At 54.8% G+C, this 16,060-nt stretch carries 17 protein-coding genes and 1 tRNA gene; 2 read left to right on the top strand and 16 right to left on the bottom strand.

Features of this window, described 5'->3' with window-relative positions:
* Nucleotides 1–111: 111 nt before the first annotated feature.
* From V8V93_RS14680 to V8V93_RS14735, 12 genes are all read right to left on the bottom strand, one after another.
* On the bottom strand, nucleotides 112–474 hold the full coding sequence (locus V8V93_RS14680) for a hypothetical protein (protein WP_338667344.1): 363 nt from the start codon (nucleotides 472–474) through the stop codon (nucleotides 112–114).
* Nucleotides 475–532: 58 nt separating this feature from the next.
* Nucleotides 533–1,249: a metallophosphoesterase family protein gene (locus V8V93_RS14685; protein ID WP_338667345.1), complete on the bottom strand. Its 717-nt coding sequence runs from the start codon at nucleotides 1,247–1,249 to the stop codon at nucleotides 533–535.
* Nucleotides 1,242–1,628, bottom strand: coding sequence for a hypothetical protein (locus V8V93_RS14690; protein ID WP_338667346.1), 387 nt, complete (start codon nucleotides 1,626–1,628; stop codon nucleotides 1,242–1,244). The genes V8V93_RS14685 and V8V93_RS14690 overlap by 8 nt, the downstream gene beginning before the upstream one ends.
* Nucleotides 1,625–2,299, bottom strand: a complete 675-nt coding sequence (locus V8V93_RS14695) for a metallophosphoesterase family protein (RefSeq protein WP_338667347.1) — start codon at nucleotides 2,297–2,299, stop codon at nucleotides 1,625–1,627. Before V8V93_RS14695 ends, V8V93_RS14690 begins: the two co-directional genes overlap by 4 nt.
* Nucleotides 2,296–2,796 carry a hypothetical protein gene (locus V8V93_RS14700; RefSeq protein WP_338667348.1) on the bottom strand — a complete coding sequence of 167 codons (501 nt, stop codon included), beginning with the start codon at nucleotides 2,794–2,796 and terminating at the stop codon, nucleotides 2,296–2,298. Before V8V93_RS14700 ends, V8V93_RS14695 begins: the two co-directional genes overlap by 4 nt.
* Nucleotides 2,797–3,269: 473 nt before the next feature.
* A complete protein-coding gene (locus tag V8V93_RS14705; RefSeq protein WP_338667349.1) occupies nucleotides 3,270–4,346 on the bottom strand; it encodes a site-specific integrase in 1,077 nt (358 codons plus the stop codon).
* A 178-nt stretch (nucleotides 4,347–4,524) separates the two neighbouring features.
* Nucleotides 4,525–4,989 carry a hypothetical protein gene (locus V8V93_RS14710; RefSeq protein ID WP_338667350.1) on the bottom strand — a complete coding sequence of 155 codons (465 nt, stop codon included), beginning with the start codon at nucleotides 4,987–4,989 and terminating at the stop codon, nucleotides 4,525–4,527.
* A 58-nt stretch (nucleotides 4,990–5,047) separates the two neighbouring features.
* Nucleotides 5,048–5,314, bottom strand: a complete 267-nt coding sequence (locus tag V8V93_RS14715) for a hypothetical protein (RefSeq protein WP_338667351.1) — start codon at nucleotides 5,312–5,314, stop codon at nucleotides 5,048–5,050.
* A 2-nt stretch (nucleotides 5,315–5,316) separates the two neighbouring features.
* Nucleotides 5,317–6,195 carry a hypothetical protein gene (locus tag V8V93_RS14720; RefSeq protein ID WP_338667352.1) on the bottom strand — a complete coding sequence of 293 codons (879 nt, stop codon included), beginning with the start codon at nucleotides 6,193–6,195 and terminating at the stop codon, nucleotides 5,317–5,319.
* A complete protein-coding gene (locus tag V8V93_RS14725; RefSeq protein WP_338667353.1) occupies nucleotides 6,188–6,709 on the bottom strand; it encodes a hypothetical protein in 522 nt (173 codons plus the stop codon). The genes V8V93_RS14720 and V8V93_RS14725 overlap by 8 nt, the downstream gene beginning before the upstream one ends.
* A gap of 259 nt (nucleotides 6,710–6,968) precedes the next feature.
* Nucleotides 6,969–7,226: a hypothetical protein gene (locus tag V8V93_RS14730; RefSeq protein WP_338667354.1), complete on the bottom strand. Its 258-nt coding sequence runs from the start codon at nucleotides 7,224–7,226 to the stop codon at nucleotides 6,969–6,971.
* The gene (locus V8V93_RS14735) at nucleotides 7,226–8,347 is read right to left on the bottom strand and encodes a hypothetical protein (RefSeq protein WP_338667355.1); all 1,122 of its coding nucleotides are present in this window, start codon (nucleotides 8,345–8,347) and stop codon (nucleotides 7,226–7,228) included. The genes V8V93_RS14730 and V8V93_RS14735 overlap by 1 nt, the downstream gene beginning before the upstream one ends.
* 373 nt (nucleotides 8,348–8,720) lie before the next feature.
* Between V8V93_RS14735 and V8V93_RS14740 the strand changes: the two genes are divergently transcribed.
* Entirely contained in the window at nucleotides 8,721–9,884 is a 1,164-nt protein-coding gene (locus V8V93_RS14740; RefSeq protein ID WP_338667356.1) for a tyrosine-type recombinase/integrase, read from the top strand.
* Nucleotides 9,885–9,929: 45 nt separating this feature from the next.
* On the opposite strand, the gene V8V93_RS14745 is transcribed toward V8V93_RS14740, so the two are convergent.
* The 3 genes from V8V93_RS14745 to V8V93_RS14755 all read right to left on the bottom strand — a co-directional run bounded on the left by V8V93_RS14745 (nucleotide 9,930) and on the right by V8V93_RS14755 (nucleotide 11,799).
* Nucleotides 9,930–10,021: transfer RNA gene (locus tag V8V93_RS14745), tRNA-Ser, on the bottom strand.
* 62 nt (nucleotides 10,022–10,083) lie between these two features.
* Nucleotides 10,084–11,001: a dihydroorotate dehydrogenase gene (locus tag V8V93_RS14750; protein ID WP_338667357.1), complete on the bottom strand. Its 918-nt coding sequence runs from the start codon at nucleotides 10,999–11,001 to the stop codon at nucleotides 10,084–10,086.
* Between the two features lie 12 nt (nucleotides 11,002–11,013).
* Nucleotides 11,014–11,799, bottom strand: a complete 786-nt coding sequence (locus tag V8V93_RS14755) for a dihydroorotate dehydrogenase electron transfer subunit (protein WP_338667358.1) — start codon at nucleotides 11,797–11,799, stop codon at nucleotides 11,014–11,016.
* Between the two features lie 11 nt (nucleotides 11,800–11,810).
* On the opposite strand from V8V93_RS14755, the gene V8V93_RS14760 reads away from it, so the two are divergent.
* Entirely contained in the window at nucleotides 11,811–13,823 is a 2,013-nt protein-coding gene (locus V8V93_RS14760) for a peptidase U32 family protein (protein ID WP_338667359.1), read from the top strand.
* Nucleotides 13,824–13,969: 146 nt separating this feature from the next.
* On the opposite strand, the gene V8V93_RS14765 is transcribed toward V8V93_RS14760, so the two are convergent.
* On the bottom strand, nucleotides 13,970–15,997 hold the full coding sequence (locus V8V93_RS14765; RefSeq protein ID WP_338667360.1) for a methyl-accepting chemotaxis protein: 2,028 nt from the start codon (nucleotides 15,995–15,997) through the stop codon (nucleotides 13,970–13,972).
* Between the last annotated feature and the right edge of the window lie 63 nt (nucleotides 15,998–16,060).

Consider the following 16,060-nt stretch of genomic DNA (forward strand, 5'->3'; position numbering starts at 1 on the left):
AGCGCAGATCGGGATGAGCTTCACAGTATTTCACAAAATCATTGAGTGTCTTTCTAATTCTCATATAACCATCTGTTTTCAATTGGGTTAGTATAAACTATCAAAATCATGTTACCCCTTTATCTCGTCATATGCAGCTTCCAGATCAAAGGACTGGCCATACACTTTTTCAAGCACTTCCTCAGCGTGTTCCAAATCCCAAGGGCCATTGAAATAGACGTGCTTCAGCAACCGAGAATCCGCCGGGCCGGCCGGAACAAATCCAAAGTCATCCGTGATGTGAACTTCGGCAGCGCTGCGGCAGCTCTCGCCAAACCGCTCCACCATCTTTTCGATGCCAAGTTGGTGATGCAAGATGACCCAATGGAGCGAACTACGAAATTCCATGTAATAATCGTCAATGGCGATATGTAGTTCCTCGAACTCGTTGCCGAGTTTTTCCCTAGTTGATTGCATGTGATCTTCAAGTATCATGGCTTACCTTTTAGCCAGTTCTCGGCCCGGGCAACGTATGAATGCTGTTCTAGGTTGTTCATAGCCAGTCCCACCACCGCTCGCTTGACCCGGCGCAGCCCAGCGCCGTCCACCGGCAACCATCAAATTCGCCGTGCTGGTAATGGTGAAAATGGCCCAGGAACCATTGTGCCGGCTGATAGCGTCTTAGGACCTCGCTGAGCGCCCTTTCAGAAGAATCCGGTGTGCGGTCCCACCAGTTAGGCCATTGTGTCCAGGGCAGGCCCTGCACGTCGAATTCGCGGGGCCGTGTGTGCGAGATCACGATGTCGATCTTGATCTTGCCCGGATCTGGAAAGTTGGCCAGGTCCTCTTCAGTCAAGATCTCATGGTTGGGAAACCAGTTCTTTCCTGGTAAACGCATCCCGTTGTCCACTGAAAAGCCACCGCCGGCGAAGAGTATAATGCGACCGTCTGGTAGCGTGAGTGTCGAACCCCGCGGCTGATAAAAGCAGCTCGGCGTGACTTCGAGCTGACCGGCAGCTCGGGCATGCTCAAGGGCCTTATGGTCCTCGTGATTGCCATCGCACCAATGGAGCCGCGTGGATCCAAGTTTGAGATTGAGAGCAGGATCATACCGTTTGTCTCCTGGCCAATAGCCGAAGTCTCCAACTTGCAGGATAATTTCCGGATGTTGGCTGTTAATCAGCGTATTCAACTCACCCCAGGACGCATGAACGTCTCCAACGATCATAATCGTGTGGGCTTCGTTCTTGTCTCTTGGCAGATTAGTCAAACGCCGCCTCCAAATCGAATTTTTTGCCGTATAGCTCTTCCAAAATTTCGTCAGCGTATTCGAGATCACGAGGGCCGAGAAAATTTACTCGTTCGAGCAGTCGCGGATCGATCGGGCCGATCGGAGTGAAGCCCTCTTCGACAACTTCATTTTCGAAGTTCCGGACAGCAAAATCATCTCTAATATGGATTTCTGCCGACCGGCGAGCCTCTTCGCCGAATCGCTCAACGAGCAGCTCAATACCGAGCTGGTGATGCAAGATGACCCAATGTAGCGAGCTGCGAAAGTGTACGAAATATTTATCAATCTCGATGTGGATTTGACGAAAATCTTGACCGATTTGCTTGTATGTCGAGTTTATGTGGCTATCCAATCTCATAATTCAATCCACCATCTATTTGAGCTACGGGGGTAGCTAAGTGCGGTCCAATCTACTCCCTGATCATGGCCAACCTGGTGGACATGGTAATGACCGAAAAACCATTGTTTCGGCTTCACAATCTCCAAGATAGCATCAAGCATCTTCGGGGTCGGTTCATCGAATTTGGCTAGCCAAGACTTCTTGGCGTAACCAAATGGCGGCTCCTTCTTCAGGCTGAAGCAAGCCGGGGCCGTGTGACTGACAACTATATCAACCGGCTCGTCCATCACTTTGGCGAAATCCAAATACGTGGGTACTTCCTGCGGAAACCAATCTTCTCCACGGTTTCGGTGGGCCTTGTCCATGAATTCAGCGCCGCCGAAAAACAATACTCGCCTTCCATCCGGCAGTTCGAGTATCGAGCCTTGTGGCTGATAAAAACAATTCGGAGCAACTTCGAGCTGGTCATTAACTTGGATCAGTTCAAGCGCCTCATGATCTTCATGATTGCCGTCACACCAATAAATCTTGGTTCCCTGCGCTTTGACTCTCTTGGCAGGATCATACTCCGGTTCCTTGGGATAAAAGCCGAAATCGCCCACCTGGAGCACGATTTCGGGCCTCTTGTGATTGATCAAGTGGTTGAGTTCTCCGAACTCGCCATGAAGATCACCTACAACCAGGATCATTTCATCTTCCCTTGAAATATTTTCTGCAAACGCTGGAATGAAACGGGGTAGAAATTGTGGCAATCGACACCCACGTCAAGGGACAAGCCAACCGGATCTAGCCGGCCATGTTCGTGGCCATAGAGATGCCAGCTCGTCTTGTGGTGGCTCAGTGGCCATGACCGCATCGGATAATGACAACAAACAATGAGCTGCTTTTCGATTGTGACGGTATAGATGTCCGGCGCTTTGCCCTTGCCGCACAGCCACCAGTCGTGCGAGCCGTTAAGAAAAACGTGCTGGCCGTTCAACCGTGATATATATCGCCGTTCCGCGTCAGGACGATCTTTGCAAAAGGCAAAATCACCTACATGGACAACCGTATCTTCCGGCCCAACCACTTCATTGTGTCGGCGGAGAATCTCGTTATCCATTTCTTTGACTGACGCAAATGGCCGGTTACAATACTCAATGATCTTGTCGTGGCCGTAATGTTCATCAGCAGTGAAAAAAAACAAATTACCCCCTTAAGCATGGCCGCTTCACAAACCTTTCCTATCTGTCCGGAACCGTGCACCACATATTTCATGAATCACTTTCAGCCAATCGTGTACTTGTTGATGGATGTCACCACCCTAAACAATTTCGAAGGCCTCTTTTAACTCTTCACAGGCCGAATATGTGATAACTCTGCCTGCTCGATATTTTCTTACGGTGTCTTCTAGTATTGAGCCGACACTCCGCAAAGCCTCAACCTCCTGTACACTAAAGCGTTTTAAGTAGTTCGCTAGAAAAGGGGAAGGCATTCGTAGACAAGTATGAGGTGCAAACAGTCCACGATCAAATAATTCATTTTTCTTGAGCTCCCTTAGACGAAAAAGAGTGTTGGCGATCATTAAGATCAAAGCGAGAATCAACCTGAATCAACCTAATTGCCATTGTTACCCCACGATTTCATTCTTGGCGAATACCGGAAGCGTGAATCACATATTTATCGTGGAGATTCATTAGAACCAGGCTTTAGAACACGCCGTTTAACCGGTTGAGAACCTTCCACGTGCACAAGCCCTCTGCTTCGACCTTTCCTCTTTTGACAGGCCAAACCATAATGCCCTTGAGTCCGTTCACTGCAGTGTCCCATGGCCAAAGCGATTTCAACCTTACTGACACCAGCCCCTTTGAGATCTGCAGCAAACTGATGCCTAAATGAAACCAGTGACACTTTTCCGACCCAACGCTTCCCGAGGGCTCGAAGAACAGCTCCCTCGACTGCCTTTCGAACTGCCCGCTCGCTCGCAGCTTGTTCAACCAGAAGTCTCTTCTTCATGGCGGCTTTGTAGAGTAACTTTTCAAAAACGGACTTCGGCTCAAACCTCATGATCCGGATTTTTTGTCCGTATCCAGCGCCAGTCTTGGCTCCGTTAATGGTCAGAACAAGTTGCCCCCCATCTACTTCAACGGCCACTCCCTCTCTCACTTCTCTCGGTCGACAACCGGAAGCTGCAACAACTGCCAATAGCGCTCTATGCTGCTTGGGCAATGCGTTGAATATTCTCTTTTGCCAGTCTGGAAATGCTCTATTCAGACTGCCTAGGTATGGCCTTTTACTTCCCTTAGGCTTCCTATTCACCTGAACCCCTGGATGCGCTGAAGGCAACCCTTCTCGTTTCCGCTGCCGGTCATAATCTGGCACCTGAGCTTCAAGCAAACTTGCATCCCTTAGTATCAAAGACTCTAAATGATCGACCTGGTCACTAGCTCCACCATCGTCAGCCTTTCTAAGCAAGTGGACTTCCTCCAAGCGAGCAACAATCTGCTCTGCCAGGCCGTATTGGAAAGCTGTCTTCAATGCATAATATCTCCCCTTGCTCAAAGGCTTCACTCCGACCGCAGCCCCGGCGTATTCCTGTGGTGTCAGCCCCAAGTCATCGAGCTGATGGAATGATCGAGAATACCCCTGGCGAGTATCGCCATTTAAGTCTCGACCGACGATCTCCCGAGCCATTTTTTCTGCTCGCCTTAAATCCATATTTGACAGCCCAGTTTGATATGTATTCTGATTTTCCAAGCCTCCCCTCTGCCCTTCCGGGCAGCTCCCCTCAAAGGGGAGGAGCGGCTTATGGCTTTTCCGAAGCGTGAATCACGCCAACTTTTCGCAGGCTCAAACCTGTCATGATTCACGTATCGAAAAAGCCATAAGCCTATATTCGCGGTAGGCAAATTCCTACCTACCGCGAATATCAAAACTACTCGTGATTCATCTTTTCAAATACGCCATGAAAATCCACCTCCTCATCCTCTTCTGATTGAGCGTCTTCAATCACATGTAATGGACAGTTCGGAACAGCAAAACGGCTCCATTCTCTTTCCTCAAGCCCAGGCACATCCGCCCTCCAAAGATCCTCGCCTGTTCGCCGACAAAGCTGCATCAGGACGTCCCAAGCGACAGGCTCTGGATCGGTGCCCGGAAGCACGCACCAATTAACCAAGCAAAGTTGATGAGTAATCAAATTATGCGAGTTGCCAGAATAATAGGCGTTCCACTTGACCAAGGGTGATAGCCTTTGAAAATACGCCAAGTCATGACTGTAGGGGGGCTTATACGGGCTCTCAAATTCTTTCAGGCGGCAATCCAGCTCTTGACGATAAGCCCGTACCTGATCTGCTCGTTCCGGCTCATCATCAAGACCCAATTCAAAAATCAAAGACATAGATATAATCCCCATCAAGAACTAGAGATACAGACCCCGGAAAGCTTGGCCTCTGTTTTCATGGCCTTGATTGAGCACCACAAAATGGACAAAATTCAACAGCACTCTCATATTCATAATTACCGACCCAAAACCAACCATCATCGGCTTCAAAACAGTAGCTCACCGCTTCCCCAAACATTCCTGCTTTGGTTTTGACGTAGCAGAAATGTCCATCCGCACTCTCTTTCGCTGCTTGAACCTTCACGGGAGACGCAGCGCCCCAATTTGTCATTCCCGCAGCCAGCCGTTTGGAGCGCTCTTCATAAAACTCTGATCGTTCCATTCTCACGCTGCCTGCTGTTTTGGTGACTTGTTTTTGGGCGGTGCAAAGGATTCAGCAACATCTTTGCCGATTAGCCAAGCCTCGTCGATCTGGCGTGCTTCGATAAGTCCCTTTTCACACCACTGTCGAGCAATGCGATCCGTGACATTATGCAACCTTGCCAAGCCTTCAATCGGATAGCCGTTATACTTTTCAAGTACTGCATCGATGTACTCCGTTGTCGTATTGGAACGGCGTGTGAGATAGTTTCGAGCTGTACGAACGTCTTCCTGCGCAGACTTCTTTGCCCAGCGACCGAAACAATTTACTTTTTCAAGAAAACTCTCCGTTTCCTTAATCCCAAACTCGATACCTGCGAGATATGTGTCGATTTCTGGTTCAGGTATATCTTCATCACGCCCCCCCCCCACACGCGGCGGTTCGGTGTGTTCTTTACGGGTGTGTTTAAGTTCACCGAGAATGCTTCCGGCCGTTTTGGTGGCTTTTTCAAGCACCTTCCACTGCTCAATGATCTTGCGAGTCGAATAGTCCACGGCCTCCATGAGCAGCTCCCGGGCCAAATCAACAAGGGACGTGCTGTCGGACGAAAAGATGTCTGTGTCCACATTGACATATTGACCGACGTATCTGCGAAAGTGATCCGGATCTGCCGACCAGATCATGTATGGATACCTAATTTCTCCATATCCAAATCGTTCATTGTAACGGTATATAGCCGCAAAGCGGTTGTGTATCTTCCACGCCTTGGTCACGGCATCAATAAGCTTTGCCTGAGTAACCTTTTCCCCTGCATAGAGCTTTTCGAGCAACTCCAGGCACAGCACATAGGCCTGCTGCGCTTGCTCATCCATCGTTTCAGTATATTTCTTCATTCTAGCCACGATGTTGCTCCTCTGTTGGGGCAAACCTTTCCAACGCTTCCCTGAACAACTTGGAGGCCTCGTCAAACTCTTCATGCACCTGGCAGGTGAGCTTACCTTCCTGAGCTCGGCAAAGACACGAAGTGCTGCCCAAAAAACTCCCCGTGGTCTTCACCCAACATCCGCCCTTATGTTTGGGCTTTCCAAGACATTCGACTTCAGCTTTCGACATTGCCTCAATCCGATATAACCTCTCGGCAAGGCCAATCAGGCTTTCAAGCCCCCCCTCCTGAGTGTCGAATGCAGCTCGATCCACAAGAAACTTCTCCTCAAACTCAGGATCAGTCTGCTTACCGTCCACATCCACGAGTTTCCATGTTCCTGTTTTCCAACATAAAAAATAAGCCGGGTCTTCAAACAGAGATGGATCATCATTTTCAACTTTTTCCCCATTCTCATCATGAATAGAAAAAGCGTTCAAAACATGATTGACAGCTAACGTCCTTTGCCATTCGTTCTCGCCTGTTTGATTCATGTGATTGCCCCTTTGCTTCTTTCTTCTTTTTCATTGGCTGCCTTTCGCGCCGAAGGCGCTTGGAGGCGAAGCCGACTTCATTCGTAATCCGCCGCTGCCGGTAGGCAGCTTTCTGGCGGTCCTTTTTAGTTACCAAGCCTCTCTCTTCTCTTCTTTTCTTAGGGAATGGGATATAAGAAGGGGGAGGGCCAAACCAAACTCAAAACTATCTGAAATTAAATAGATTAAATTTTTCATTGCAGTTCATCACTACCGTTTTCTACAGGTCATCACTACCACTAGGCTGACATTGCCGCTCACCACTACCTAAGCGCTGCAGGTGATCACTACCAATGGCCGTGTTCTTGCCGTTCATCACTACCAATTTCATTAGTGTTGACCGGCAAACAAATACTTTCGGCAGGTCATCACTACCGCTCTGACACCCGCTCCCATCAAATTTGGTCTTTCTCTGCCGCTCATCACTACCGATTGTGAAAAAATGGGAGGTCAACACTACCGCTTCATTGCCGGTCATCACGACCGTCCCCTCTGGCTGTAGATTGCTTGAAATCGGTCCTTTTCCAGCCGATTGGCCTTCTTAAATTCAGCGATAAACTTTTCAGTTGGATACAAAACGAATTCAGCATCAACCTTCTTTCCTGTTTCTGAATCAAAGACTTCTGAATAATATGTGTACCCATGAACCATTTCATCCAAATAAATATCTTCAGGACACCAAGGAGCAATCCTGCCAGCATCGATTAGTACGTTGACACCCTGCACCACCGCTTTGACATTGTTTGCAAACCGATCCTGCCAAGTGAACCCATTGCTCAAGAACCCCTTCATAGGCAGTCTGTATGGTGTCCTTGGTCCAAAATTTTTACAGGTAAGCACCAATAATTTATGAAGCTGCCTTGCTACATTGCTTCCAGCTTTTTTATACATTGCGGCTTCACGAAAATTGAAAATTCTCTGAGAAGCATGCTCTAGGCAATTTTTTGTAAGCGTAGAGAATCGACAAAATGCCTTTTGATTTGTTCCTGGATTACCAAACCCCAATGTTGGAAGCATCGCTTCGGAAAACTGAGGTTCCTTATGCCCCTCTTCAATATATTCGATCTTGCATCCATTCAATATTCGTAATGAATGCTTAACTTGATCTGCACTTTTACTACGCCCCATACCCTTCAATTCACGTCGAATCTCACGAACTGAAAAAGCCACCCCCAACATATTGTCCAACACGACTCCTCTCCCCTCTGCCGCTAGCCTCCTCAGAATGTCCAAAATTATCTCTTCAGACTCTCCAGGATAAAACTCAATAAACTTGCCCTTATATTTGCCTTCAATTGCCGGCAGCCGGACAGGGTATATTCTGCAAACATAGCGTTTTAGTATACCTGCAGCGATTCTGACTGAAAAAGGCCTATCAACAACATCTAGCATCTCGTTCTCATTTCGATTGGTTTTCCCATAGAAAAATTTGGGAGCAACATCTTCAATGTGAATTAGAGATGAGTATCCCGCTTCTCCCGGGGTGGCTTGATACACTTCAAGCCATTTGGGATTTGACTTCCTAAAATCTGCCAAATTGGCTTCTGTGGGAGTCCGCTTCTTGCTAACGCACACTTGATTGATAGGCTTAATGCTCACTGACTTTGTCACCCTAAAACCCGGCTTCTCATTGCCGCCTCAATCTGTATATCGCCTCAAAGGCATCCTTAGTCTGGGATTATTGTTATTTATTGACATTCGATATGTCAAGAAGTACTTATTGACATCGCAACAAACATAAATCATCGCTTTGCAATGACTGATAATCAACTTAAGTGCCTGACATACAGAGAATTAGCTCCTCTTATCCATCTGGAGCCCAAAACCATGTACAATATATGGAAGGCTCTTCCCCACTTTTTTGTCACACCAAAAGGTTGGGACAACCCTCGGCTAGAATCAGCAAGATTCGACTATTTTGAAGTGATTGCACATTGCAAAGCCATGAGCCGACATGAAGAGGAGGCTGCAAATGGCAATCAATGTTTGGTTCCGCCCTTATCCAAGGAAGGGGAAAAAGTATCGCGCGTACTTCAAATACAAGGGAAGACAGCCGTCCAAAGCGGTAATGACGAAAAAGGAAGGGCGGGAATGGGCCGAGCTGAAGGTCAAAGAAATAGACGCGATGCTCAAGAAGGAAAGCTCAGAAACTTTGATGTATTCCGCAGGATCCAAGGAGTATCTTGACGATTGCGCCTGGATGCAAAGGCAGACTGTCACCGAGAAATACCACCACTACACGAACTTTGCAGAATGGATGATCACGGCCATCCTAAAAAAACCTGAAGACTTTTCTTTCGACTCAATTTCTATTGAGATTGCCCGAAAATATTACAGGCACGTCCAAAACAAGATTTCGACCAAGACAGCCAATAACCACATTAAAAACCTTAAGGCCATGTGGAATTGGCATATCACCGAAGCAAGAGCCTCTTTCAATCCTTGGACTCACATAAAAAAGAATAAAGGTGAAGAGCACCAAGAATACGTTCCACCAACTGAAAACGTTGTGGCCGTTCTCTTGGCCGCTCAGCCGTGGCAGCAAGACTACCTCAACATCATTCTAAAAACAGGCTGCAGGGCAAGTGATCCACGTCGACTGAGATGGCCTGCTGTCAATTTTGACCAGGAGTGGTTGGCATTCTGGACCCGCAAACGTGTCGGCGGCGAAAAAAAGTACCGTAAGATATCAATGCCCAAAGACAGCAAACTGTATGAAATCCTCTGGCGGCTTTGGGAGGGACGTGACAAGCACAGCGACTATGTCTTTACCAACCCCAAAACCGGCACTGGCTATACTCGCCGTGAAGAAGCGATTAAATACCTACTGGCGGACCTGAAAAACACGAAAGGCGAGATCCAAACCATGGGGCTATGCACCAAAGCTGGCGTCAGGTCCTTCACCCTGAAGTCACTTCGACACTTCGTAGCACTTCGCCTGGATGACTCTGGTAAGGCAAGCTTAACTGACATCCAAAAAATCCTTGGACACGAAAACGCAACCACCACAGATACCTACTTAAAAGGACTTCGCGGAGACACTTCACGGGCAGCGTCAATCCTTGATGAGGACGATCTGGAAAAATCACTCCTTGATCAAAATGGTGCACAAAGCGGTGCACGCACGAAAGACTAAAACAAAAAAAGGCTTACAGTAATTACTGTAAGCCTTTGATTTTCCTGGCGGAGAGGAGAGGATTCGAACCTCCGATCGAGTTCCCCCGATACACGCTTTCCAGGCGTGCTCCTTAAGCCGGACTCGGACACCTCTCCGCGTCAGAGAGGCAGTTTCTACCCAATATGGTGGGGCTTGGCAAGCACTAATTTTCCCCTTTTTAAAGCGGCAGTTGCAGGCTGCCCCGGAACTCGTCCAGGCCGGCCGCGCCGATCTCCGAGAGCAGGGCCTCCATCTCGTCGGCCAGGCCGAAGGCGAAGTCCGGGCGCAGGAAGTTGGCTGTGCCCACCTGCACGGCCTGGGCGCCCACCAGGATAAACTCCAGGGCGTCCTCGGCAGAGGCTATGCCGCCGACCCCGACCACCGGGATATCCACGGCGTGGACCGCCTGGTGCACGCAACGCAGGGCCACGGGCTTGACGGCCGGGCCGGACAGCCCGGCGATGACGTTGGCGATGCGCGGCCTGCGGTTGCGGATGTCCACGGCCATGCCGGACAGGGTGTTGATCAGGGACAGGGAGTCCGCTCCGCCCTCGGCCGCCGCCCTGGCGCAGACCGCGATGTCGGTCACGTTGGGCGAGAGCTTGACCATGACGTGCTTGTTCCCGGCCTTTTTCTTGACCGCCTCGGTGACCCTGGAGATCTGGGCCGGGTCCTGGCCGAAGGCCACCCCGCCCTCCTTGACGTTGGGGCAGGACACGTTGACCTCAAGCGCGGCCACGCCCTCCTCGCCTGCCAGCACCCCGGCCAGCTCGCCGAACTCCTCGGCGTCGCAGGCGTAGAGGTTGGCGATGACGGCCACCTCCTTCCAGGGGAGCATGGGCAGCGCCCTGGTGACGAAATACTCCACGCCGGGGTTCTGGATGCCGATTGCGTTGAGCATGCCGCACGGCGTCTCGGCAATACGCGGCATGGGGTTGCCCTCACGCGGCTTGAGCGACAGCCCCTTGGCCACAAAGCCGCCGAGCCGGGTCAGATCGCCGTAGGGCGCGAATTCCAGGCCGAAGCCGAAGGTTCCGGACGCGGTCATGACCGGGTTCTTGAGCGAGAGACCGCCGAAATTGACTTGCATATCCATGGTTGCGGCCTCCTACAGTTCCACTTTGTCGGCCCAGAACACCGGGCCCCGCGTGCACACCTGGACGTGATGCCCGGCGCCGTCCTTGGTCACGCAGCCCAGGCACGCGCCCACGCCGCAGGCCATGCGGTTCTCCAGCGAGAGTTGCGCCCTGGCGCCGAACTCCTTGGCAAAACGCTGAATGGTGCGCATGAACGGCGTGGGACCGCAGGACAGGATCAGCCCGCCCTGTCCGGCGTTGTCCTCGATCAGTTCGCGCAGGGTGCCGATGATGCGGTCCAGATCGGACGGCTCCGCTTCGAGCATGGACCGGCAGGGCGCCGCCTCGGACAACCGGTCATACGGATAATATTCGCGCGGCAACCGGTGGGCCAGGAAGAGGGACAGGTTTTCGGGACGCGGATGTTGCTCGACATAACCGCGAAAAGGTGCGATGCCGATCCCCCCGGCGAGCAACAGGGTCGGGGTGTCGGGCTCCACGGCAAAGGAATTGCCGAGCGGCCCCCACATGGTCACCACGTCGCCGGGCGACAACTCGGCGAGGCGCCGGGTACCGCGCCCTACGGCCTGGATGAACAGAGTCACCGACGACTCGTCTCCGCAGCAGAGGGAAAACGGCCTGGCCCAGAGCATGTCGAGCTCCCAGGAGCAGGGCCGGATCATGACGAACTGGCCGGGCTTCCACCCGTCCCAGTCCGGTCGTTCGAGCGTCAGCTCGAAGAATTCGCCGGCCGTTTTTGATTGACCGACCGGGGATACTTTCAATACCTTGACACTGCGGCAATTCCTCAAGGACATACAGATACCTTATGAGCAAAAAACATATTCCGGAAATCATGGCCCCCGCCGGGGACAAAAACGCCTTCCTGGCGGCCGTCGCGGCCGGGGCGGACGCAATCTACGTGGGGTTGAAACACTTCTCGGCCCGCATGCAGGCCCAGAACTTCTCTATCAGCGAGCTGGCGCAACTGGCAAGCCTGGGCCGGGATCGCGGCACCAAGACCTACGTTGCCATGAACACCCTGGTCAAGCCCCAGGACGTGGAATCCGCGGGCAGGCTCATCGACCGGCTGCAGCAGAACGTCAAGCCCTACGCCCTGATCGTCCAGGACCTGGCCATGCTGACCCTGGCCAAACAGGCGGGCTACACCGGCGAGCTGCACCTGTCCACCCTGGCCAACGTCTCCCACCCGGCGGGCCTGGAGGTGGCCAGAAAGCTCGGCGCCAACCGCGTGGTCCTGCCCCGGGAGCTGAACCTGGACGAGGTCAAGCTCATGGCCGACGCCTGCCCCAAGGACCTGGACTTGGAAATTTTCGTGCACGGCGCGCTGTGCCACTGCGTGTCCGGCCGCTGCTACTGGTCCAGCTACCTGGGCGGCAAGTCCGGCTTGCGCGGCCGCTGCGTGCAGCCCTGCCGCCGATTGTATACCAGAGGCAAGGAACAGCCCGAACGGCTCTTTTCCTGTTCGGACCTCTCCCTGGACGTGCTAACCAAGCCCCTGCTGTCCATGGACCGCGTGGCCGCCTGGAAGATCGAGGGCAGAAAAAAGGGACCGCACTACGTCTTCTACACGGTCAAGGCGTACCAGATGCTGCGCGACAACCCGCAGGACGCCCAGGCCAAGAAGACCGCCATGGAACTGCTGGACCAGGCCCTCGGTCGGCCCTCCAGCCACTCCCTGTTTCTGCCCCAGCGCCCGTTCCAGCCCATCCAGCCCAAGGAGGAGACCAGTTCCGGACGGCTCATCGGCGAGATCCGGCGCGACCAGAAGAAGCTCTACTTCGAGCCGCGCGAGCAGCTCGAAACCGGCGATCTGGTGCGCGTGGGCTACGAGGACCAGCCCGGCCACCGGACCATCCCCATCCGCCGCCGCGTACCCAAACGCGGACGTATGGACATCCCCTTTTCCCGCAAGCACACCGGCCCCCCCCTGCCCACGGGCACCAAGGTCTTTCTCGTGGACCGGCGTGAGCCGGAACTGGTCAAGCAAATCAGAGAGCTGGAAAAGGAACTCGACTTCTTTCCGGCCCCGGAGATGAAGGAATCCACCTTCACCCCCACCTGGCCCAAGGCCGCACCGCGCACCCGTAACAAGGGCAAGAGCAGGGGAAAGAGTTCCCCCCGGACCGAGGCCGTGAGCCTGTTCCGCCAGCCGCCCAGAGGCAAGACCTGGGACCGCCCGGCCTTCTGGCTGGAGCGTTCGGTGCTCGGCAAGGTAGCCGGAAAGGATACGGCCCGCGCCCAGTGGTGGCTGCCCCCGGTCATCTGGCCCGACGAGGACAAGAAATATCGCTCCCTGATCAAGGAGGCGGTCCGCAAGGGTGCGCGCGAGTTCGTGCTGAACGCCCCGTGGCAGGCCGCCTATTTCGAGGACCGCAAGAACGCCGTCCTGACCGCCGGACCGTTCTGCAACACGGCCAACAAGCTGGCCCTGGACGTGCTGCGGTCGCTCGGCTTCTCCAGCGCCATCATCAATCCGGAGTTGCCGCTTGAGGATCTCCAGGGGCTGGCCCAGAACCCGCCCCTGCCGCTCGGCTTCGTCATCAAGGGCATGTGGCCGTTCGGCATCTCCCGGTTCCTGGCCGACGCCGTGCCGTTCGACGAGGCCATCAAGAGCCCCATGAACGAGGTCGCCTTCGTGCGCAAATACGGCCAGAACAACTGGATATTCCCCGGCTGGGAGGTGGACCTGACCAAGGAGGCCCGCACCCTGGAGCGGCTCGGCTTCAAGACCTTCGTGACCATGCTCGAACCCTGGCCGCGCAACGTGCCCCGGCCCACCCGGACCAGCGAGTTCAACTGGCGGCTGAAGCTGTTATAAAAAAAGGGTGCCGCCTTCGGCGGGATTGCCAGGTGATTTCGCCTCCGGCGGCCAAAGGGGCGGGCCCCCTTTGGAATCCCTGGGCCGCCTTCGGCGGGGTTTATTCATACATATTGAGATGGGCGGCTGTTACCGGCCGCCCTTTTTTATTGCACGGCTCCCAGCTTGCGGCTCTCGGGCTGGTCGGTCGGCACCCGTTCGGGTTCCCGCTCGTCGCCGCCCAGACGGCCGATGATCCCTTGCAGGCTCTCGGCCATGGCGGCCAGGCCCGCGATGGCCGAAGCCGCCTCCTGGACGTCCTCCGCCGTGCCCGCGACTAGCCGGCTCACGTCCAGCACCGCGCCACTCATCTGCTCGGTGGCCACGGACTGCTGACGGGCCGCGATGGCGATGCCCTCGATACGGTCGGCCACATTGGCCGAAAACTCCCGGATGTTCCGGAAGGCGTCCACGGAATTGCCGACCTCGCCGTTGGCCTCGGCCACGTGGGACAGCGTCTCCTTCACGTCGCGAATGTTCCGGCCCGTGGCCGCCTGGATGGCGGTGATGCGCTCCTCCACCTCCTTGGTGGCGACCATGGTCTTCTCGGCCAGCTTGCGTACCTCGTCGGCGACCACCGCGAACCCCCTTCCGGCCTCGCCCGCACGGGCGGCCTCGATGGCCGCGTTCAGGGCGAGCAGGTTGGTCTGGTCCGCGATCTCGTTGATCACGCTGATGACCTGTCCGATGGACTCGGTGTCCGTGCCCAGCCGGGTCATGCCCTCCTCCAGCACGGCAACCGTCCCGGCCACCTCGGACATGGCCTTCTCGGCCCGCTGGACCACCAGGATGCCCTGGCCGGCCTCGGTGTTGGCCTCGCTGGCCATGTTGGACGCGTCGCTCACGTTCATGGCCACCTCGTTGAGCGTGGCGTTCATCTCCTCCATGGCCGCGGCCGACTCGGACATGCGCTCCTGCTGCGTGACCGCGCTCCCGGCGATCTTCCCGGTGCGGTCCTTGAGGTCAAGGGATACCGACGTCAGCTTCCCGGCCACCTCGTCGGCCCGCCCGGCGGCCTCGGCCATGCATTCCAGCAGGGTCTGGACACGTTCCTGCTGGGCCAATGCCTCGTCTCGCGCCCGGCCCGCTGCATCAGCCTGGGTGCGCGCGTCCTCCTCCATCTCCCGCGACCGCCCGATCACGGCCCGGAGGTTGGCGACCATATCCACCAGCACGCCCTTGAGCGCGCCCAGTTCGGCGCTGAACGCGCCCTCGGGTTCCGCGTCGAGATCGCCCGCGGCCACGCTGCGCGCAAAGGCGTCAAGGCGCATGAGCGGCCCGTTGATGGACCGCATCACCCACAGGAGGAGCAGCAGAATAGCCGCACCCACGGCCAGCTCCACGCCGACCACGAAATAATCGATCATCCGTGCGTCGTGTTCCGACTGGACCGCGCTGCTGTCCGCGATCTCGGCATAGACCGGCTCCAGAGAACGCGCCGCCTCGACGAGCCCGGTCGTGATGGCCGCGATCCGCTTTTCCTTGTCCACATAGTTGTTGAACGCGTCGAGATACCCCTGCAACGCCTTGAGTTGCCCGGCCGCCTCCTCCGGGGTGAACCGGTCCGCGAGCATGCCGCGCAGCTCCTGCGCGCCCCTGGCCACCCGGCCCACGTACTCGTCCCCGCCCCGGATGATGTAATTCTTCTCCTGCCGCCGCATCTGGAGCAGCTTGATCACGAACTCCGAGCTCATGGCCGCTTTCCCGAACTCGGCCTCCATGTTGCGGGCGGCCTGGATGAACTCCCAGCGCAGCCCCTGCTGCATGGTCAGCCCCATGGCCACATACAGGCCGTTCACCTGGTCCAGCGCCTCCTCGTACCGCTTCAGGATGCCCTGGGCCTCCCGGCAGCGTTCGGCCAGCCCCGGTTTGAGCCGGGCGATTTCCTCAAGGACGCGCCCGGCCCTGTCCGCGTCCTCCAGAGCGTTGCGCGTGTATTGCTCGTCCTTGCGCAACAGGAAATTCTTCTCCTGCCGCCGCGCCTGGAGAAACAGGGCGGTGCCGTCGCCCGCCAGTGTCGCCAGCTTCCGCGCCTTGATCACATACTGCCCGCCCACATAGTTCACGGCGAAGATACCGGCCAACCCCAGCAGTACGGATACGAAAATCAGGATCAACTTGCTTTTGATGCTCACAAATGCCCCCTCGTGAAAACAGCGTTGCCAAAAGCCATGAGAGTGCAAAAGACGTGCACAAAA

It is taken from the genome of Pseudodesulfovibrio sp. 5S69, from assembly GCF_037094465.1.
Lineage (GTDB): Bacteria > Desulfobacterota > Desulfovibrionia > Desulfovibrionales > Desulfovibrionaceae > Pseudodesulfovibrio > Pseudodesulfovibrio methanolicus.